This is a genomic window from Citrobacter sp. RHB35-C21 (genome assembly GCF_013816515.1).
Taxonomy (GTDB): Bacteria; Pseudomonadota; Gammaproteobacteria; order Enterobacterales; family Enterobacteriaceae; genus Citrobacter; species Citrobacter braakii.
Genome location: NZ_CP057147.1, coordinates 1,529,563 through 1,549,101, shown reverse-complemented (window position 1 = coordinate 1,549,101; position 19,539 = coordinate 1,529,563). Strand labels below are relative to the sequence as shown.

Genomic DNA, 19,539 nt, shown 5'->3' with positions numbered 1-19,539 from the left:
TAAGCCGGAAGCTTCAACGAAGCCCCCGGCCCTCCGACAGGTTAATTTTTTAAGCGATAGCGACTACTGCGTTTACGCAACGCTCCGTCAGAAAAGAGCTGTTCCAGCGCCTTTCTGGCTTCATCAAGTGACCAGCCAAAGTGGGCAGCCACTTCCCCTGCCGTCATTCCTTGACGGACCGATGCCAACAGCGTCAGAAGTTGATCAGAGGATTCAGGCGTCAACGGGGCGTCCTGCGTCTTCTGCGTTTTTACATCTGTTTTCACTTCTGGCTTCTGTTCTGGTTTCTTCGGCTGGCGCTTAAAACCGCCGATCAGCCACTGGGTATCATCGTCCGGTCGGCCGATTTCCTTACGGCTGATAACACGGCCTGTACGCGCAGCAGCGGCGCTACCGGCATCCAGCGCTGCGCGGCACGCCGCCAGATCGCCTTCCACCACCAGCGTCAACCGGCCAGGATCGAGCACTTCGTGGCTAAGCAGGCGCACGTTCGCGGCTTTCAGCATGGCATCCGCCGCATCCACGGCAGCGACCATGCCATCCACTTCCAGTAATCCCAGTGCATTGATCATCACAACCTCTCTTACGCGCGCTGGATTGGGTTACGGGCAATATCCAGAACGGCATCGGCAAAGGCGTTACATGCAGCTTTACAAGCGGCCTGGCTACCGGTCATAAACGCAGCCGAATAGTTGGTTTCTGACGGCGGCGGAACGTAAGTCACCAGTTGTACATCGGCCGATTTCAGCGCAGCATCAATACCAAATGTCGCTTCCAGCGGCGGCGCCACCAGGTACGCCATCGGATCGCCAAGCCGACATCCTGCGGTCGCCGAGAGATACGAGCCGGTACGCGAAACCACATGCGCCAGGAAGGCGGTATCTTCTGCGTCATTCGCCCACTGAAACGCCGCGCCGCTTTCAATATTGGCTACCATCGCGTCCAGACCTGCGCGAACTTCTGCCGGGTTGGGTCCACCGAGCATAATCAGCACTTCACCCGAAGTTGGAGAGGGACTGTGCGCCGCGCCGGCATACAGCGAGCGGCCATAAACCACTTCCACCATTGCCTGTTTTGTCGCTTCGTCTGCGGCAATATACGCCACGTCATCAGAATCTGCTGTGATGAGTCCGAGGCTACGTATATGTGGCGGTAATTTAAGTTCACGGGCAAAACCGTCATTTACCGAGGCAATCACGCGCATTGCGGTGACTGAAGGTCTAATCAAATCTAATGCTGGCATGATGCCTCCTTAACGGGTCATATTGATGCCGGATGCTTTTTGCTCCAGCATGCGCTTGGCCAAATCCACAATGACCGCCGCCGCTTCAACCGGTGGCGTACCGCCCTGGTGAATGTTCGAGATACAGGTACGGTCAGCTTCAACGGTCGTCGCCACACGCGGCGAATAGACGGCGTAGCAAGAAAGGCTTTCCGACTGGCCCAGGCCCGGACGTTCCCCAACCAGCAGGATCACCGCTTTCGCGCCCAGCAGTTCGCCGATCTGATCTTCGATTTTCACGCGACCATAGCGAACAAAGAACGGCGTCCCGACCTTCAATCCGGCCTGTTTTAAGCCAGACAACAGCGGCGGCAGGATCTCTTCGTAGTTAGCGGTGATAGCGTCCGTAGACAGGCCATCAGAGATAATCACCTGCACATCCGGGTTCATTACACACTGTGATTTCAGCGCTTCAATGGCTTCCGCACTCAGACGGCGCCCCAGATCCGGACGCGTCAGATACAGGTTTTTGTCACTGATTTCCGAGCGCACTTCCAGCAGCCCCTGGGCTTTTACCCACTCTTCCGGCACTTCTTTCAATACCGTATCTTTCGAACGCGAGTGGTCGGCCAGGAAGCGCAGCAGCGCCTGGGTACGCGGACGTGGACCGGCTCGACCGGTACATACACGCGCCGCAGTGCTGCGACGCAGTTCAGTCAACACCTCTGCGCGGTGCGGATTCTCAACACCAATCCACGCTTTAGCCTCGGCTGAGCCTAAATCCATCGCACAGCTTTCACCGGTCGGCGCGGCGCACTGGGTGGTGCTGCATTGCGCTTGTACTGCCGGCGCTTGAGCCTGCGGCTGCGACTCATCCATTGACGCCATCACGCTGCGTACAATTTCTTCAATCTGTTTTTGATCCATCGTGTGTCATCCCCGCGTCATCAGAAGAACAGTGACGGATCGCCCGCCCGTTTGGTCAGGCGACCGTTTGCCATAATGCCCATGGTTTCCAGCCAGCGTTCAAACTCCGGCGACGGACGCAGGTTCAGCAACTGGCGCACGGTCGCGGTGTCGTGGAAGGCGGTGGTCTGATAGTTGAGCATGATGTCGTCACCGAGCGGCATGCCCATGATGTAGTTGCAGCCAGCGGTGGCGAGCAGAATCATCAGGTTTTCGTTGAGGTTCTGGTCAGCATCAGCATGGTTGGTATAGCAGCAGTCGCAGCCCATTGAGATGCCGCTCAGCTTGCCCATAAAGTGATCTTCCAGACCCGCGCGAATAATCTGACGGTCGTTGTAGAGATACTCCGGCCCGATAAAGCCGACAACGGTGTTCACCAGGAACGGATCGTAGTGACGCGCCAGACCGTAGTTACGTGCTTCCATCGTCACCTGATCGGCACCGAAGTTAGCGCCAGCGGAGAGCGCAGACCCTTGTCCGGTTTCGAAGTACAGGCAGTTTTCCCCGGCGATACGGTTAAACTCAGCGCCCACTGCACGCGCTTCATCCAGCATGGCCAGCTCAACGCCAAACTCTTTTAAGCCTTTCTCGCTGCCGCAGATACTCTGGAAAATCAGCCCGCCCGGCGCGCCGCGACGAATGGCTTCGATCTGGGTAGTAACGTGCGCCAGGACGCAGCCCTGGGTCGGGATATTGAATTTGTCGATGACGCCGTACACGGTATCAAGTACGCGGCTTAAGTTTTCCACGTCATCGGTTACCGGGTTAACGCCAATCACCGCATCGCCCGCCCCGAAGGACAGCCCTTCGTAGATTTGTGCCGCAATACTCTGCACGTCATCACGGGTGTCGTTCGGCTGTAAACGACAGCTGAAGGTGCCCGGCAGACCAATGGTGGTGTTGGCCTTTTTGATCACCGGCATTTTCTTACCGCCGTAGATCAGGTCCGCGTTAGAGCAGATTTTTGCTACCGCTGCGACCACTTCCGACGTTAATCCTTTGCGCGTAAACGCAATGTCATCAACGGAGGTTTCATCGCTCAGCACGTACTCGCGCAGCTCGCTGATACTCCAGTTTTTGATGCGGTTATAGGCCGTTTCGTTGACGTCGTCCTGAATCAGACGCGTCACGCAGTCCTCTTCATAGGAAATCACCGGGTTGTTGCGGATATCCGCTACCGTCATTTCCGACAGCACCTGTTTGGCCGCCACTCGCTCTTGCGAACTGGTTGCAGCTACCCCTGCCAGCACATCCCCCGAACGCAGTTCGTTGGCTTTTGCCAGCACCTCTTTAACATCCTTAAACTGATAAACATTGCCGAACAATGTGGTCTTTAGTTTCATAAGTCGTTCCCTCAGGAAGGAAATGCGAGTGATTTCACCGTCACCGGCACAACCGATCCGCCAAAAAGAGGCGTACCAATGTCGATATAGTCCCCCGCCCGGACAACCACCTCATCGATGACTGCCAGCGGGTGTTGCTGTAACTGTGGGCGTAACAGCATGCCCAGGGCTTTACCAAAATCCTGCTCGGCTACCACCAGCAGGGGATGCGGATTCGGATGGCGCGCGACAAAGGCCAGTAGCGCATCAATAACCGTTAACAGCGCGGCGTAGCGCACCGGCAGCGAACCGGGCAGCGCCAGCACGTAAGCGTCTGTTTGCGGGTCCAGATCGAGCTGCATCAGCGCTTGTTGCCAGGCGGCCACCAAATCAGCCTCATCAACCGGAATCGCCACCGGCAGATTGCGCAGCGGAAGCGCCACACCTTCCAGCCAGATGGTGCTGCCCGAAAGCGACAGCGTATGCGCACCGGCGCCAATCACCGTGGCGCGCACGGTTTGCGCCGGGAACTGCACGTTCATCTCACGCAGACGCGGATGTTCATGCAGCGCCGTCGCTAACAGCGGCCCAATATCGGAAAAACAGAATGGATCGGCAGGCTGGTTGCGGTAGCACTCGCCCACCCCGCCGGACAACGTAATCACTTCCGGCTTCACACCCGTCGGCAACAGACCGGTTTGCATCAGCGCCTGCGCCAGCGGTGACAGCGTGCCGTCAATCACCTCAACGATCAGCGCCGCCATCCGTCGGGCCACCTGAACAAGCTGCGCCGCATTGAGGGTCCGGGCGTCGGTGCCTGGACCAAATACGTCATCAACAATCATCTGTCCTGGCTGATGCGCATGCACCACCCGCCCCTGACCGTCCGTTTCCAGCAGCCGTCCGCCGACGTTCAGGCAGGCCGAACCGCTGACTTTTCCGGCATCGAACAGGACGTAGTTCGACGTCCCGCCACCGATGTCGATATTCAGTACGCGGCACAACTTCTGCTCTGACAGGGTTTGAGCCCCTGCGCCGTGACCGGCAATCACTGATTCCAGATGCGGACCGGCGCTGGCAACCACGAAGTCCCCCAGCGACTGAGAGAGCGTCATCACCGCAGGTCGCGCGTTGCGGGTTTTGGCACTTTCTCCGGTAATGATGATCGCGCCGGAATCGACGGTCTCAGGCGCAATTCCCGCCGCCTGATACTGGGCGAGGATCAGCGCCTTAAGTTCGGCCTCTTTCAACCCGCCCTGCTTATCAACGGGGGTAAAGAACACCGGGCTTTGCCAGCTAATTTCGCGTTTGATGAATTCGTAACGCGGCACCTGCGACACTGCCGCACGGTTGACCAGCTCAAGGCGCGAGAAGATGACCTGAGTGGTGGTGGTGCCGATATCGATACCGACGCTGAGTAGCTGGCGAGTATTCACGATTGCGCCTCCGGGTTGGTTTCTGCTGGTGCCGGAACATCTTCGTCTTTCGGTACCAACAGCATAGCCACACCAATCGCCGTCACGCCGCCAATCAGCTTGCCGACAATCATTGGGAAGATCATCGCGTTCATGTTGGCCGCGGCGAAACCTAAGTGGTCACCCAGAGCGAAGGCTGCGGAGACCGCAAAGGCGCAGTTGATCACTTTGCCGCGGGTATCCATATTCTTCATCATGCCGAACATTGGGATGTTGTTCGCCAACGTCGCCACCATGCCAGCAGCCGCGATGTTATTGATTTTTAACAGGTTACCGACGCTCATCAGCGGCTTTTCAAACCAGCGGGTCAGCAGCAGTACCATTGGGTACGCACCCAGCAGCACGCAGGAGATAGAACCGATAACTTCGATGGCGCGCATCACTTCACCCGGCTTGTCACCCGGTGCCATGAAGATAGGATCAAGACCCGGAATCAGTTCCCAGCCGAGCAGGAATTTGATTACCGCTGCCGCCAGACCGATGGTGATCAGCGCCACCAGGAATTTCGCGAAGATCTGGAAGCCGTTGATCATTTTTTCCGGGATGAATTTCAGTCCCAGCGCCACCAGCACGGCAACGATCAGCACAGGGATCATGTTCATCAGGATCAGCGCGAAGGTGAACTCCACCGGCTGCCCGTTGATTTCGACACCGGAGTACATCGCGATCAAACCACCTGCAATACAGCCAATCGGAATGGTGACGATCCCAGCCAGCACGCCCAGCGCCAGATAACGACGGTCGGACGGCTCAATAATCCCCAGCGCAACCGGAATAGAGAAGACCAGCGTCGGCCCCATCATCGCCCCGAGGATCAGGCCGGAGTACAGCCACGCCGCAACGTCGCCGCCCGCCAGTTCTTTCGCCAGGAAGAAGCCGCCCATATCGCACGCCAGCAGCGTTCCGGCAAACATCGACGGGTTAGCACCTAACATTTCGTACAGTGGAATAATCACCGGCCCGAGCACATGCGCCAGTACCGGTGCCAGCGCGGTCATACCAACCATCGCCAGACCCAGCGCGCCCATCGCCATAAAACCTTCTTCAAACTGGCCGCCCGATCCCTCAATACTCTTCCCGAACTTACCGAGGAAGCGTGCCGAACCGCCGAACTGCGACAGGATCCTGTCCACGGCGGCAATCAGCATAAAGAACATCATGATGTACATGATGATTTCGTTAATTCCCATAACCTTCACTCCCTGTCATATGTGTATTTATTGTGCCGCCGCATACAACGCGATAATGTCGGCCTGCGTGGCGGTGCGTGGGTTACTGCGAATACAAATATCCTCCAGCGCGGCGTGAGCCCATGCGCTGTAATGCTCGGGCTTTGCCCCAACGTCAGAGAGTCGTTTGGTCTGGCCCACTTCGTTAATCAGCTCGCTGACGGCGTTGATGGCATCGCGATCGTCCGACTTCTTGTTGGTTAGCGCCCGTCCGATATGGCTGAAACGCTCACGACACACCATGCGGTTGAAACCCATTACTGTGGGCAGCAGCATGGCGTTAGCCTGTCCATGTGGGATGTGCAGCGTCGCACCCGGCTGGTGCGCCATCGCGTGACACAGGCCCAGCCCGGCGCTGGAAAACGCCATCCCGGCCATACAGGAAGCCAGTAGCATGCTTTCTCGCGCCGCCAGATCCTGACCATAGCCAACGGCCTTCGGCAGCGATTTACCTATCATCGCAATCGCGCCAATCGCCAGACTGTCGGTAAACGGCGTCGCGTTCAGAGCGCTATACGCTTCAACGGCGTGCGTCAGCGCATCGATCCCGGTCATCGCCGTTACGTGTGCGGGCACACCTTCCGTCAGCGCGGCGTCAAGAATCGCCACATCCGGCATCAGGGTTGCGTGGGCCAGCACTTTTTTAAGCCCGGTCGCAGCGTCGATAATCACCGTGACATTAGTGGTTTCTGAACCCGTTCCGGCGGTAGTCGGTACGGCAATCAGCGGCAGACGCGGGCGTAACGCGCTGCTCTCATCCATGTCTGCCAGCGTCTGGGTGGGATTGGTCACCAGCAACGCCACAGCCTTTGCGGCATCCAATACGGAACCACCACCAAAGGCCACTACGCCATCGCACTTCGATTCACGCAGTTGCGCGACCGCCGCGCAGACGTCCGTAATGCACGGTTCGCCCACCGGACATGGCCACAGCGTCATCGCCACGCCTTTCATCGCCAGGCTGCGTTCCAGTGCGGCGGTCATCCCCGCCTGGTGCAGGAAACTGTCGACCATGACGAACATATGCGTCAGGCCGCGCGTTTGTGCTTCCTGTCCGCAGGTACTGAGCGCTCCCAGTCCACACAACGTAACCGGTGGAACGCTAAACGTTTTTACGCGTTGCAGATTCAGGGTATCGAATGCCTGAAAGAGCGCGGTCTGCAATTCAGCTTGCATAGATTCCTTCCGCTTTTTCTTTTCCGCTATTTGCAATCGCCAGCGGGGTCATAAACAGGCTGTGCTGGGGTAAATGCACCTGCAGTTCCGGGAAACGCTTACGAAACAGTTCATCAACGCCCGGCTGCATACAGGAACCACCGGCCAGCCATAAATCAGCCACGCCCTGTCCGGCAATATGGTGAGCCACAATTTCCGCCATTTTTTCGTAGACCGGCTTAACCACCGGCCAAATTTCTTTACCGTTGCTGCGTTTGTACTGCTCCGCCTCTTCCAACTGGATGCGACGGTTCCCGGCAAGCGTCAGAGAAATGTGGTGCCCGCCGGTCGCTTCATCGGCGGAGTAAGTCACCTTGCCTCGCTTCACAATCGCAATCCCGGTGGTACCGCCACCGATATCCACCACGCCAGCGTTATCAAGCTGCAACAGGTCCGCCACCGCGGTCGGTTCGTCGAGCACATGACTGACTTCAAGCCCGGCAGATTCCAGCACGTTGATCGATATCCGTGGGTCAGTTCCCGGTGGAAACGAGGTTGCCGCGTGGGTAAAGCGGCAACCCAACTGTTGTTCGAGCGTATCGAGATGGCGACGAACGATGGTCACCGCACCGAAGAAATCCCAGACGATGCCATCGCGCACGACGTCGGCCCAGTCCAGGCAAACCGCAACCGGCTGTCCGTCACTGTCGACAACCATCGACACCACATCACACGTCCCCAAATCCACGCCCAGCCACAGCGGTGAATCGCTCTTTACGGGCGTCTGGTTACATAGCGTTGCCGCTTTTAGCAATCTGGGTGTCAGCCAACATTGTTCGTCGTGCGCCATGTCGTTCACTCCTTATACAATTCTGAAGGCGTCCACCAACACACAGCGACGCAGACGCACAAATGTGCGTGCGCTGGTCACCCCTTCCCCGGTTGGCGTGGTAATGGTCATCGTGGTCCAGCCTTCGCCGCCGAGTCCAAGACCGGCAATGCACGGTCCGTTCTTAACGAAAATGCTGGTATCAATGGCGTTTGCCATGCGGTTCATGTTGTCGATATTGCGTGAGTGCATCGCCGCCGTATGGTGACAGCCGCCTTCAAGCTTGACCGCCAGTTCAATGGCCTCATCGACGTTGGCGACCCGCACGACCGGCAGAACCGGCATCATCAGTTCGGTTACGGCAAACGGGTGAGTCGCAGAGGTTTCGACGAACAACAGCCGGGTTTGCTCCGGTACGTTCAGACCAATCGCCGCAGCGATTTTTCCTGCGTCGCGACCTACCCAGTCACGACTGACCGTGCCTTTACCGCGTTCATCGACATTTTTCAGCAGCACCGGTTGCAGCTGTTCGGCCTGAGCCGTGGTCAGCTTGACTGCATGCTGGCTTTCCATCAGACGCATCAGCTCATCAGCGACGCTATCGACCACGATCAGCACTTTTTCGTCGGCGCAGATAATGTTGTTGTCAAACGAAGCGCCTTTGACGATCGACTGGGCTGCGCGTGCCAGATCAGCCGTTTCATCAACCACCACCGGCGGATTTCCCGCACCGGCGGCAATCAGACGTTTGTTGGTGTGCTTACGCGCGGCATCCACTACGGCTTCACCGCCGGTCACCACCAGCAGGCCGATGCCTGGGTACTTAAACAGACGCTGGGCGGTTTCGATATCCGGATTGGCCACGGTAACCAGCAGGTTTGCCGGTCCGCCTGCAGCAACTACCGCCTGGTTAAGCAGAGTGATAGCGCGCTGAGACACGCCCTTGGCAGCCGGATGCGGTGCGAAGACCACGCTGTTGCCAGCCGCAATCAGGCTGATGGCGTTGTTAATAACGGTCGCAGCCGGGTTGGTGGACGGTGTCACCGAGGCCACCACGCCCCACGGCGCGTTTTCAATCAGCGTCAGGCCGTTATCACCGGTCAGAACCTGTGGAGACAGGCATTCCACGCCCGGCGTGGCGCGTGCCTGCGCCACATTTTTGGCAAATTTATCTTCAACGCGTCCCATGCCGGTTTCTGTGACGGCAAGTTCCGCTAATTCTCGGGCATGTTTTTCGCCCGCCTCACGTAGAGCCGTGATAGCCAGTTGGCGCATGGCAACGCTTTTCAGCCCTTGCTGGGCCAGTTTTGCTGCCGCCACTGCGTCATCCAGGGAGGCAAAAACGCCCATTTCTTGAACGGCACTGACGGGTTGGCTGCTGTCTTTCATTTTCAGCAGCACCGCTTTCACGACCTGTTCAATATCCTGTTGATTCATGATTTTCTGCCTTATTTATGGAAGATCACCTGACCACCTGCCACCACTTCATCAACAATGCCAATCACGCACAGATCGACAGGTGATGATTCGTTACGGTGCGCCTGACGGGCTGAGCTTCCGCTGACCAGCAGCACCCACTCTCCGGTTCCCGCCCCAATGCTGTCGATAGCAACAGCACATTGCCCGTCGGGATTTCCGCAGGCATCAATCATTTCCACCATCAGCAACTTGTCGTGCGCGAGCCCCTGATGGCGTACGGTACAAACAATTTGTCCTGTGACGATTGCCAGTTTCATACGCGCCTCCGTGGCATATTTCAGGTAAAACCTCCCCCTACCCTCCGCAGAAGGTAATGTGAAAAGGAGAGAGGGTGACGCCAGCAATGAAGTCTGTGGCGTCACATGGACGACTTACATGTCGTTGCTGTCGCCTTTAAAGCTGATCGGGAACACTTCTTCCAGATCGCCATGCGGACGCGGGATTACGTGTACGGAAACCAGCTCACCAATACGCTGCGCAGCAGCAGCACCAGCATCCGTTGCGGCTTTACATGCCGCTACGTCGCCACGGACCATTGCAGTAACCAGACCGCCGCCGATCTGCTTCACGCCGACCAGTTTCACGCGTGCCGCTTTAACCATTGCGTCAGAAGCCTCAATCAGTGCAACCAGGCCCCGGGTTTCAATCATTCCTAATGCTTCCATTGTGTTTTCCTCTCATTAAGGGGTCCAGAACGGGACCTAAACAACCAGTGTGTGTGAGGCGTTTTCACGACTCATGTCAGTCTGACGCGGCACTGCTGCCACCAACGCCAGTTCGATAATTTCCTGTACGCTACAGCCGCGAGAGAGGTCATGAAGCGGTGCGGCAAGCCCTTGGATCAACGGACCTACGGCACGATACCCTCCCAGACGCTGGGCGATTTTGTAGCCAATATTGCCTGCCTCCAGCGATGGGAAGACCATCACATTGGCATTGCCCTTTAACGGACTGGCGGGCGCTTTTTGCGCGGCGACATCCGGAACAAAGGCGGCATCAAATTGCAGTTCCCCATCCACGGTAAGCTGCGGGGCACGCTCACGAACGATCTCCGTAGCCTGCTGCACGTTAGCGACGTTGGGATGACGAGCGCTGCCTTGACTTGAAAACGACAGCATGGCCACGCGCGGTTCTTCACCGGTGATCGCCTGCCATGTCTGCGCGCTGGCAATCGCAATATCCGCCAGCTGTGCGGCTGTGGGCTGCGGCACGACGCTGCAATCGGCAAACCCTAATGCCGGCCCGAGGTACTGCGGCAGCATCAGGAAAATTGACGACAGCGTTTTACAGCCTGGCTGTAGCCCAATAATGCGTAACCCAGCGCGCAGCACGTTTGCTGTCGACGACAAATTGCCCGCAATACAGACGTCAGCTTTACCCGCGCTAACCATGGCGGCGGCGAACATCAGCGGATCGTTGAGTTTTTCCAGCGCATCTGCAGGCGTTTTATCTCCCGCGCGGGCCAGCCAGCGCAGCGCAAACTCTTCACGCATGGACTGGTTGCTTTGCGGGTCGATAACCTGAATGCCATCCATCGCCACCCGATGGCTGAGGGCAAACTGGCGCAGCGCAAACGGACTGGCGACGAGAACAGGATGTGCCAGACCGTGCTGATGCAGGTAATTTGCCGCTTTCAACACCCGAACATCCAGCGCATCCGGGAACACCACCCGTGCAGGTGAGCGCTGGGCGAGTTGACGAGCACGTTCAATGATCATTGCTTCTCCCCCAGTCGCTGTTGAATTTGGCTAACCGTCAGTGGATGCTTCGCTACGCTCAGAATCATCATCACGTAGACCGTACTGGAAAGGCGATTGAGCGCCTGCATGATGTCCGGTCGCATTACGTCAAAACTACGGGTGATGAATACCTGGGCCGCCACCGTCTCCGTTTCACGGACTTTGGTACGCAGCAGATTAAGCAACGCGCAATCACGGCCATGACTGGCTTCAGGCACCAGATGGTCGTGGTCCAGATAGCGCAGCGGCTGATGCGAAAGCCGGTGTAAATCTTCGTCGCTTAACCCGACGATAGCTTGTGCTGCCAGCGGCTCGTCGATAGCGTCGGCGCGCATAATGTTGCCCAGACGCGAACGGATATCCGCCAGCCACGGCTGCCACGGTTCCGCCAGCTCTATCTGCAACCACACGGCCAGGGCGATGGTGCTGTCCAGCGCGGCGCGAAATCCCAGGCGCGGGTCACTTTTAGCGACCATCTTGTCCGCTGTCAGATGCGTCAGCGTGTCTGCTTTCTTCACCACCGGTTGATGACACAGTTCGCAACTGGCCTGTGGATGCGTATCGCTGCTGGTTAAACCATGCACCGGCTGCGGCTGCTGTTCTTCGTCATCAATAAACAGGCTGCCCTGCTCGTCGATATACTTAATACGCAGATGTCGGCTTTCCAGTAATTCCCGGGCAGATGGCGTCAGGCGAGCGTCAGCGGGGAGATGAATTTCAGCCCCTTCGCTGAGAGTATGATTCGCTCTGAGCCATGCTTCGGTAATGAAATCCTTCATACATCCGCCTTAGCAGGACTGCCAGTTCGCAGGCCAGGCCACATACAGAAATTTCACCGTCGATGGCGTACCAAATTCGATGCTGGAGCCTTTCGGGATAAACATCACGTCCCCGGCTTTAGCAATCATGGTTTCGCCTTCGTGGCGAACGTGCAGCTCGCCTTCCAGAATCATGTCGATTTCGTCGTAGTTCAGCGTCCATGGGAAAAAAGCGTTATCCCACTGCATGAACCCGGCGGCCATGCTGCTACCGTCCTGGTCGGTCACCAGATCGGTTAAACCCACGCAGTGCGGCTGTGCGCCGTCAAAACGACCAAACTTCACGCTGCTGCCATCGATGACTTTGACGCCGCCTTTGCCGGTCACAGAGTTAAAGCTCGGCTGCATTCCGCCCTGCTCCAGCGACTGTTTCTCCTTCATGACTTTGTCCATCAGTTGGGCGACCAGGCTTTCGGTAAACTGCCCTTCCGGTAACTGCGCAATGATGGTTTCGCGAATGCGCTGGCTTTCCGTTTTGCCATCATCCACCGCAACCGGTGCGGCAGCAGCAACGGTTGGCGCGGATTCATCGCATTCACTGATGGTGACGCCCAGCAGCTCCGCAACTTCGCGCGCCTCCGGGGTGATGATGCTGGCGCGCAGAACAACCGACATTTCCTGTTCGCCGCGTGCGTGGGCCGCACGAATATCGTTAGCTGTGATGAGTTTTTTCACCTGCCCTTTCCTCCTTTTGGCTGAGCTCAGTCAGATAATCCACCAGGTGCTGCACGCTGCGCGGGTCATGGCTGTTGAGTTCGAAAATCGGCTCATGGAACCCTATCCCGCGAAGTAGTTGTCGCGTTGCGGCGACGTCGGCATCCGGCATGTCCGTTTTGCTGATAACGGCGATTTGTCGTTTACTGGCGCCGATATCCAACAGCCCGGCAGGTAAGCGACTTTCTTTATCATTTGCCGCGTGTATATAAATCAACGTATCAACATCCTGCAGCGTGGTAATTAAGGCGTGATACCAGCGCGGATGGCTAAAATATTCTCCTGGCGTGTCGATATCGCCATTTTCATTAAACTCCACGGCCTGTGTTTTTCTGGCGAGGGAATAATTTCCCTGTAGCGCATTAAAGAGCGTTGTTTTCCCCGCCCCCACCGTACCGACAAACGCAATACGTTTCATCGCCGCCTCTGATTAACTTTTTGTCAGGTTGCACAAAGTGAAATTTAATAACCGACCCAGACCGCTTACCGTCTGTAATAACGCTTCTTCTACCGCGCCTACCGAGCCGTAGATGACCAGCGCACCGCTGAATCGATCGAGAAAGCCGATATGTACATCTGCCGCCTTCATAGCTAAGTCACCGGCAATCATCGCGGTTTCGCCTGGCGTCAGCGTCATGATGCCGATGGCGCCCGCTTCGGGAACGCCGATCTTTTTCGCCAGTTCCTCACCAGGGTGCGCAATGAGATGCGCCAGCGTAACCTGTTTCCCCGGCACAAATTCCTGAATAATGCGTTCTTTTTCCATTGCTCACCGCCTCCGCTAAAACTGCCCTCATCGTGGCAATTTTTTGTCAGAGTAAATAACAAAATTCGGCAACCATGTTTAAAAGGTGAAGTGGATCACTAAGAAAGGGGAAATAAAAAGGCGCGGGAGAAACCCGCGCCGGAAATAAATTAAAGTGAAATTACAGCGGTTGAGTTTGGGCTTCTACGACCGCCAGCGCCACCATATTAACGATACGACGAACAGAAGCGATCGGCGTTAATACGTGAACCGGTTTCGCAACCCCCATCAGCACCGGGCCGACCGTTACGCCTTCAGAGCTGGAAACGCGTAGTAAGTTGTAACTAATACGGGCAGCTTCCATATTCGGCATCACCAGAATATTCGCTGAGCCTTTCAGCGGACTGTCCGGCATGCGGTCATGACGGATGCTTTCCACCAGCGCGGCATCGCCGTGCATTTCGCCATCAATCATCAACTCTGGCGCACGCGCCTTAATCAGCTCCAGCGCTTCGCGCATTTTGCTGGCCGACGGACAGTTAGATGAGCCAAAGTTGGAGTGCGACAGCAGCGCTACCTTCGGTTCGATACCAAAGCGACGCACGGTTTCTGCCGCCATCACGGCGATTTCCGCCAGTTGTTCCGGCGTAGGATCGTCGTTAACGTAGGTATCGGCGATAAAGGTGTTACCGCTTGGCAGCAGCAAGGCGTTCATCGCCCCGGCAGTATGCACGCCATCGCGGTGACCAAACACCTCTTTCACCACGCTGAAGTGCTCATGGTAGTCGCCAATCGTACCGCAGATCATTGCATCCGCTTCGCCGCGCTGCACCATGATCGCGCCGATCACCGTGGTGTTGGCAATTACCGCACGCTGCGCCTGCTCCTGGGTAATACCACGACGTTTCATAATCTGGTAGTACTCGCTCCAGTACTCTTTAAAGCGCGGATCTGACTCATTGTTGACGATCTCAAAATCGACGCCCGCTTTGATCTGCAGACCCAGTTTCTGGATACGCATTTCGATAACGCTCGGACGACCGATCAGGATCGGTTTCGCCAGACCTAAAGTGATCAGCTCCTGCGTGGCATGCAGTACACGCGCCTCTTCCCCTTCAGTCAGCACCACGCGCTTCGGCGCTTTGCGTGCCAGGGAGAAAATCGGCTTCATGAACAGGTTGGTTTTGTAGACGAATTCGGTCAGCTTATCGATGTAAGCGTCAAAGTCGGCAATCGGACGCGTTGCCACACCGGAATCCATCGCCGCCTTCGCCACCGCAGGGGCGATTTTGACGATCAGACGCGGGTCGAACGGTTTCGGAATGATGTATTCCGGCCCGAAGCTCAGGTCCTGGTCACCATAGGCGGAGGCCACCACTTCGCTCTGCTCGGCGTGCGCCAGCTCAGCAATGGCGTGTACCGCGGCCAGTTTCATCTCTTCGTTGATGGCAGTAGCGCCAACGTCCAGCGCGCCGCGGAAGATGAACGGGAAGCACAGGACGTTATTAACCTGGTTCGGGTAGTCGGAACGGCCGGTGCAAATGATGGCGTCGGAACGCACCTCTTTCGCCAGTGGCGGCAGGATTTCAGGTTCCGGGTTGGCGAGGGCCAGGATCATTGGCGCACGTGCCATCTTCTTAACCATTTCCTGCGTCAGCACTTTCGGACCAGAGCAACCGAGGAAAATATCCGCGCCGTCAATGACATCATCCAGCGTACGCTTACCGTCATCCACCACTGCGTAAGCCGCTTTGGTTTCCGCCATGTTTGGTTCACGATCTTTGTAAATCACCCCTTTGGAGTCGCAGACCACAATGTTGTGTTTCTGCATACCCAGCGCCACCAGCAGGTTCATACAGGCAATCGCCGCCGCACCTGCACCGGACACCACCATGCGCACATCAGAGATATTTTTCTCAACCACCCGCAGACCGTTAAGGATTGCGGCAGTACTGATGATTGCCGTACCGTGCTGGTCATCGTGGAATACCGGAATATTCATGCGCTCACGGAGTTTTTGCTCAATGTAGAAGCACTCCGGCGCTTTGATATCTTCGAGGTTAATGCCGCCAAACGTTGGTTCAAGCGCCGCTACCACGTTGATAAATTTATCCGGATCGAGTTCATCAACTTCGATGTCGAACACGTCAATCCCGGCGAATTTCTTAAACAGAACGCCTTTACCTTCCATCACCGGTTTACCGGCCAGCGCGCCAATATTACCCAGGCCCAGAACCGCAGTACCGTTGGAAATAACCGCAACCAGGTTGCCGCGTGCGGTGTATTTGTAGGCTGCCAGCGGGTCCTTTTCAATTTCAAGACACGGTGCAGCCACGCCCGGCGAGTAGGCCAACGCGAGGTCGCGCTGGGTTGCCAGAGGCTTGGTCGGAGAAACCTGGATTTTACCGGGTACCGGAAATTCGTGGAAATCGAGGGCGCTTTGTTTTAACTGGTCATCCATCTTGTTGTTCCTTTCACGTATCTATCAAAAAAGTGGCGCGGGTAACCATTCTACTGAGCCGCACATTATCACCTCAGTCAACGGCACAAACTTTGAAGGTCCCCATACTCTCACCATTCAAAGAAAGAATTTGTTATCAATTTATAACATCTATGTTACCTGCTTAAGCCAGCAATACCATGCTTGTCTGCTATGCTTTTTGCTGACAACGCCCGCAATTATCTCAAAAGTGTGAATCACAACACGCATCTAACACTTTACTTTTCAAGGAGTATTTCCTATGACCCGTAAAGAGCTTGCCAATGCCATTCGTGCGCTAAGTATGGATGCCGTCCAAAAAGCTAACTCTGGCCACCCTGGAGCACCAATGGGGATGGCCGATATCGCCGAAGTACTGTGGAACGATTTCCTGCGCCATAACCCGTCCGATCCCACCTGGTACGATCGTGACCGGTTTATTTTATCCAATGGCCACGCCTCAATGCTGCTTTACAGCCTGCTGCATCTTTCCGGCTACAACCTGCCGCTCGAAGAGTTAAAGAACTTCCGCCAGCTCCATTCGAAGACGCCAGGACACCCGGAAATTGGCTATACGCCGGGCGTGGAAACCACCACCGGACCGTTGGGTCAGGGTTTAGCCAACGCTGTCGGAATGGCAATTGCAGAACGCACGCTGGCGGCGCAGTTTAACCAGCCAGACCACGAGATTGTTAATCACTATACCTGGGTCTTTATGGGCGACGGCTGTCTGATGGAGGGCATTTCTCACGAAGTGTGCTCGCTGGCGGGCACCCTGGGACTTGGTAAACTCATCGGCTTTTACGATCACAACGGCATCTCAATTGATGGCGAAACCGACGGCTGGTTTACCGACGATACCGCGAAACGCTTTGAGGCCTATCACTGGCATGTGGTGCACGAGATTGACGGTCATGACCCTGAGGCGGTGAAAAAAGCGATTCAGGAAGCACAGGCCGTTACCGATAAACCGTCGCTGATTATCTGCCGCACGGTGATTGGTTTTGGTTCACCGAATAAAGCCGGGAAAGAAGAAGCGCACGGCGCTGCGCTGGGTGAAGAAGAAGTGGCGCTGACCCGACAGAAGTTGGGGTGGCATCATCCTGCCTTTGAAATCCCCAAAGAGATTTACCGGGCGTGGGACGCTCGTGAAAAAGGCGAGAAAGCCCAACAGAGCTGGAATGAGAAATTCGCCGCTTATCGACATGCGCATCCGGATCTGGCGGCAGAGTTTACCCGCAGGATGAGCGGTGGACTGCCGGAAGAGTGGGAAGAAACGACCCAGAAATATATCACCGAGCTGCAGGCCAACCCGGCCAAAATCGCCACCCGTAAGGCCTCGCAAAATACCCTGAACGCCTACGGGCCGATACTGCCTGAGCTGCTTGGCGGTTCGGCGGATCTGGCGCCCAGCAATCTGACCATCTGGAAAGGCTCCACTTCTCTTAAAGAGGATCATGCAGGAAACTACATCCACTACGGCGTGCGGGAATTTGGCATGACCGCGATTGCCAACGGTATCGCTCACCACGGGGGTTTCGTACCGTACACCGCAACATTCCTGATGTTTGTCGAATATGCCCGTAATGCCGCACGCATGGCGGCGCTGATGAAAGCCCGACAAATCATGGTTTATACCCACGACTCGATTGGCCTTGGGGAAGATGGTCCCACGCACCAGGCCGTCGAACAGCTCGCCAGCCTGCGTCTGACGCCTAATTTCAGCACCTGGCGACCCTGCGATCAGGTTGAAGCGGCGGTAGGCTGGAGGCTGGCGGTCGAACGCCATGACGGGCCAACGGCGCTGATCCTCTCGCGGCAAAATCTGGCGCAGGTTGAGCGGACGCCTGAGCAAGTGCAGCAGATTGCCCGCGGCGGCTATGTGCTGAAGGATGGCGGCGGTAAGCCGGATGTTATCCTGATTGCTACCGGTTCAGAAATGGAAATCACGCTGCTGGCGGCGGAAAAACTGACCGGTGAAGGTCGTAACGTGCGAGTGGTTTCTCTGCCCTCAACCGATATCTTCGACGCCCAGGATGAGGCGTATAGGGAATCGGTTCTCCCCTCAAACGTCAGCGCGCGCGTGGCGGTAGAAGCAGGAATTGCCGACTACTGGTACAAATATGTTGGGCTGAAAGGGGCGATTGTCGGTATGACGGGTTATGGGGAGTCGGCTCCGGCAGACAAGCTGTTCCCGTTCTTCGGCTTTACGGTGGATAACATTGTCGACAAAGCGCATAAGGTGCTTAACGTGTGATCCACAGCGTGGGCCAGGCATCTGGCCCATGCCAGTTATCGCAGCTTGGCTCTTGGGCATAGCGCACCAGACGAAAACGCTGGCCGTCGTAGCGCCAGCGGGTCTGGATACCGCAATCTGCCAACCCTCGTCCTTTAGCGAGGGTTACCAGCTCGCGCGACTTCTCATCAAACGTGGCGTTGGTCAGCTCCATATCGCGGCTTTCCGCATCCGTTTTAAAAGGCAGGCTTAGCCGTACCGCCCGTGACGTCAACGGGGTAGTACGTGAAACCACCCACGCCAGATCGATGGTGTTATATGCCCCGGCTTCACAGCCGATCATCAGCAGCGCTTTATCATCCGTTAAGGCCGTGACGCGCATCTCGCGACGCAGCGGATCGATCGAACAGCGAATACCGTTGATCCGCCAGTTACCGTAATCCAGCAATTCACTGCGCTCTTGTTGCGTGAGAGGCGTTGGCGTTGGGTTAATCACAGCCACGCCTTTTAAAGCGGGAGCGGGAGGCACGCTGAGCGGAGGCTCGTCGCCTTTTTCGATCCATGCGGTTTCACTGCCGACCCGTTTTTGCTGGGCGTCGATAAAAAGCAGCGCGGCTTTTAGCCCGACCAGGGACAGGTTTTGCGCCCCTTTTTGCAGGGTTATCGCCTTCGCGTCCTGTACGGTTGTTAAAAATGCGCTGATGGTGGCCGGATCATCGGTCATCAGTTGCCAGGGGGTAATACGCCAGTGTTCGCCGCGAAGCGGGAGCGGCGCGCCATCCAGTAGCAGACGTGGCGCAATATCGCTCTCTTTGGCTGTAGGCGATTCCAGCCCACCCAGTTCAATACGCAACACGGCGTCGGTATGTGCCCCGGCACTGCGGCTCAAGGTCATGACCAGGCCGTGATGTTCTCCGGTATTGCGCGCCACACAAAAGTTTTGGTTATTGCACGTCACCTGCCAGTCAGAAAACGTCTGTTGCGCGGGCGCGGCCCACAGCAAACGGACGGGTAACAACCCGAGCAGGAAAAGTAAAATAACGCGATAGCGCATGGACGGTACAACCCCAAAGTCAAAACACACAGCCTAAGCGGTATCTTCCTTGCGCGACTGATGTGGCTCAATAAGAA

19 protein-coding genes are annotated in these 19,539 nt (G+C 56.6%); 1 reads left to right on the top strand and 18 read right to left on the bottom strand.

Annotation, left to right across the window (positions count from 1 at the left end; genetic code table 11):
- Positions 1-41 precede the first annotated feature (41 nt).
- The 17 genes from eutK to maeB all read right to left on the bottom strand — a co-directional run bounded on the left by eutK (position 42) and on the right by maeB (position 16,154).
- Entirely contained in the window at positions 42-572 is a 531-nt protein-coding gene (gene eutK, locus HVZ39_RS07460; protein ID WP_016157100.1) for an ethanolamine utilization microcompartment protein EutK, read from the bottom strand.
- An 11-nt stretch (positions 573-583) separates the two neighbouring features.
- Positions 584-1,243 (bottom strand): ethanolamine utilization microcompartment protein EutL, encoded by a 660-nt coding sequence (gene eutL / locus HVZ39_RS07455; protein WP_016153946.1) that lies wholly within the window; start codon positions 1,241-1,243, stop codon positions 584-586.
- 9 nt (positions 1,244-1,252) lie between these two features.
- The gene (eutC, locus tag HVZ39_RS07450) at positions 1,253-2,149 is read right to left on the bottom strand and encodes an ethanolamine ammonia-lyase subunit EutC (RefSeq protein WP_181633419.1); all 897 of its coding nucleotides are present in this window, start codon (positions 2,147-2,149) and stop codon (positions 1,253-1,255) included.
- Between the two features lie 20 nt (positions 2,150-2,169).
- Entirely contained in the window at positions 2,170-3,531 is a 1,362-nt protein-coding gene (gene eutB / locus HVZ39_RS07445) for an ethanolamine ammonia-lyase subunit alpha (RefSeq protein ID WP_003038029.1), read from the bottom strand.
- A gap of 11 nt (positions 3,532-3,542) precedes the next feature.
- The gene (gene eutA, locus HVZ39_RS07440) at positions 3,543-4,946 is read right to left on the bottom strand and encodes an ethanolamine ammonia-lyase reactivating factor EutA (protein ID WP_016153949.1); all 1,404 of its coding nucleotides are present in this window, start codon (positions 4,944-4,946) and stop codon (positions 3,543-3,545) included.
- The gene (gene eutH / locus HVZ39_RS07435; RefSeq protein WP_016153950.1) at positions 4,943-6,175 is read right to left on the bottom strand and encodes an ethanolamine utilization protein EutH; all 1,233 of its coding nucleotides are present in this window, start codon (positions 6,173-6,175) and stop codon (positions 4,943-4,945) included. Before eutH ends, eutA begins: the two co-directional genes overlap by 4 nt.
- Positions 6,176-6,202: 27 nt before the next feature.
- The gene (eutG, locus tag HVZ39_RS07430) at positions 6,203-7,390 is read right to left on the bottom strand and encodes an ethanolamine utilization ethanol dehydrogenase EutG (RefSeq protein ID WP_181633418.1); all 1,188 of its coding nucleotides are present in this window, start codon (positions 7,388-7,390) and stop codon (positions 6,203-6,205) included.
- Positions 7,380-8,219, bottom strand: coding sequence for an ethanolamine utilization protein EutJ (eutJ, locus tag HVZ39_RS07425; RefSeq protein ID WP_181633417.1), 840 nt, complete (start codon positions 8,217-8,219; stop codon positions 7,380-7,382). Before eutJ ends, eutG begins: the two co-directional genes overlap by 11 nt.
- Positions 8,220-8,231: 12 nt before the next feature.
- Entirely contained in the window at positions 8,232-9,635 is a 1,404-nt protein-coding gene (locus tag HVZ39_RS07420) for an aldehyde dehydrogenase family protein (protein WP_016153953.1), read from the bottom strand.
- Positions 9,636-9,646: 11 nt separating this feature from the next.
- Entirely contained in the window at positions 9,647-9,934 is a 288-nt protein-coding gene (gene eutN, locus HVZ39_RS07415; RefSeq protein WP_016153954.1) for an ethanolamine utilization microcompartment protein EutN, read from the bottom strand.
- Between the two features lie 114 nt (positions 9,935-10,048).
- On the bottom strand, positions 10,049-10,342 hold the full coding sequence (gene eutM, locus HVZ39_RS07410; RefSeq protein ID WP_003835054.1) for an ethanolamine utilization microcompartment protein EutM: 294 nt from the start codon (positions 10,340-10,342) through the stop codon (positions 10,049-10,051).
- A gap of 36 nt (positions 10,343-10,378) precedes the next feature.
- Entirely contained in the window at positions 10,379-11,395 is a 1,017-nt protein-coding gene (gene pta, locus HVZ39_RS07405; protein ID WP_016153955.1) for a phosphate acetyltransferase, read from the bottom strand.
- Positions 11,392-12,195 carry an ethanolamine utilization cob(I)yrinic acid a,c-diamide adenosyltransferase EutT gene (gene eutT, locus HVZ39_RS07400; protein WP_046275200.1) on the bottom strand — a complete coding sequence of 268 codons (804 nt, stop codon included), beginning with the start codon at positions 12,193-12,195 and terminating at the stop codon, positions 11,392-11,394. Before eutT ends, pta begins: the two co-directional genes overlap by 4 nt.
- A gap of 9 nt (positions 12,196-12,204) precedes the next feature.
- Positions 12,205-12,909 (bottom strand): ethanolamine utilization acetate kinase EutQ, encoded by a 705-nt coding sequence (eutQ, locus tag HVZ39_RS07395; protein WP_137351741.1) that lies wholly within the window; start codon positions 12,907-12,909, stop codon positions 12,205-12,207.
- Positions 12,887-13,366, bottom strand: coding sequence for an ethanolamine utilization acetate kinase EutP (gene eutP, locus HVZ39_RS07390; protein ID WP_181633416.1), 480 nt, complete (start codon positions 13,364-13,366; stop codon positions 12,887-12,889). Before eutP ends, eutQ begins: the two co-directional genes overlap by 23 nt.
- Before the next feature lie 12 nt (positions 13,367-13,378).
- Positions 13,379-13,714: an ethanolamine utilization microcompartment protein EutS gene (eutS, locus tag HVZ39_RS07385; RefSeq protein WP_003037995.1), complete on the bottom strand. Its 336-nt coding sequence runs from the start codon at positions 13,712-13,714 to the stop codon at positions 13,379-13,381.
- Positions 13,715-13,874: 160 nt separating this feature from the next.
- Entirely contained in the window at positions 13,875-16,154 is a 2,280-nt protein-coding gene (gene maeB / locus HVZ39_RS07380) for an NADP-dependent oxaloacetate-decarboxylating malate dehydrogenase (protein ID WP_016153959.1), read from the bottom strand.
- A 280-nt stretch (positions 16,155-16,434) separates the two neighbouring features.
- Between maeB and tkt the strand changes: the two genes are divergently transcribed.
- Positions 16,435-18,429: a transketolase gene (gene tkt, locus HVZ39_RS07375; protein WP_181633415.1), complete on the top strand. Its 1,995-nt coding sequence runs from the start codon at positions 16,435-16,437 to the stop codon at positions 18,427-18,429.
- Here the strand turns inward: tkt and HVZ39_RS07370 are convergent.
- Positions 18,419-19,462: a DUF1176 domain-containing protein gene (locus HVZ39_RS07370; RefSeq protein ID WP_016153961.1), complete on the bottom strand. Its 1,044-nt coding sequence runs from the start codon at positions 19,460-19,462 to the stop codon at positions 18,419-18,421. The genes tkt and HVZ39_RS07370 overlap by 11 nt on opposite strands.
- Positions 19,463-19,539: the final 77 nt, after the last annotated feature.

Bases quoted from the DNA above. Each gene is read 5' to 3' on its own strand.
- eutH (WP_016153950.1), bottom strand. From the start codon at position 6,175: ATGGGAATTAACGAAATCATCATGTACATCATGATGTTCTTTATGCTG.
- HVZ39_RS07370 (WP_016153961.1), bottom strand. From the start codon at position 19,462: ATGCGCTATCGCGTTATTTTACTTTTCCTGCTCGGGTTGTTACCCGTC.
- HVZ39_RS07420 (WP_016153953.1), bottom strand. From the start codon at position 9,635: ATGAATCAACAGGATATTGAACAGGTCGTGAAAGCGGTGCTGCTGAAA.
- eutK (WP_016157100.1), bottom strand. From the start codon at position 572: ATGATCAATGCACTGGGATTACTGGAAGTGGATGGCATGGTCGCTGCC.
- eutC (WP_181633419.1), bottom strand. From the start codon at position 2,149: ATGGATCAAAAACAGATTGAAGAAATTGTACGCAGCGTGATGGCGTCA.
- eutT (WP_046275200.1), bottom strand. From the start codon at position 12,195: ATGAAGGATTTCATTACCGAAGCATGGCTCAGAGCGAATCATACTCTC.
- eutP (WP_181633416.1), bottom strand. From the start codon at position 13,366: ATGAAACGTATTGCGTTTGTCGGTACGGTGGGGGCGGGGAAAACAACG.
- eutB (WP_003038029.1), bottom strand. From the start codon at position 3,531: ATGAAACTAAAGACCACATTGTTCGGCAATGTTTATCAGTTTAAGGAT.
- eutL (WP_016153946.1), bottom strand. From the start codon at position 1,243: ATGCCAGCATTAGATTTGATTAGACCTTCAGTCACCGCAATGCGCGTG.
- maeB (WP_016153959.1), bottom strand. From the start codon at position 16,154: ATGGATGACCAGTTAAAACAAAGCGCCCTCGATTTCCACGAATTTCCG.
- eutS (WP_003037995.1), bottom strand. From the start codon at position 13,714: ATGGAAAAAGAACGCATTATTCAGGAATTTGTGCCGGGGAAACAGGTT.
- tkt (WP_181633415.1), top strand. From the start codon at position 16,435: ATGACCCGTAAAGAGCTTGCCAATGCCATTCGTGCGCTAAGTATGGAT.
- eutN (WP_016153954.1), bottom strand. From the start codon at position 9,934: ATGAAACTGGCAATCGTCACAGGACAAATTGTTTGTACCGTACGCCAT.
- eutJ (WP_181633417.1), bottom strand. From the start codon at position 8,219: ATGGCGCACGACGAACAATGTTGGCTGACACCCAGATTGCTAAAAGCG.
- eutG (WP_181633418.1), bottom strand. From the start codon at position 7,390: ATGCAAGCTGAATTGCAGACCGCGCTCTTTCAGGCATTCGATACCCTG.
- pta (WP_016153955.1), bottom strand. From the start codon at position 11,395: ATGATCATTGAACGTGCTCGTCAACTCGCCCAGCGCTCACCTGCACGG.
- eutM (WP_003835054.1), bottom strand. From the start codon at position 10,342: ATGGAAGCATTAGGAATGATTGAAACCCGGGGCCTGGTTGCACTGATT.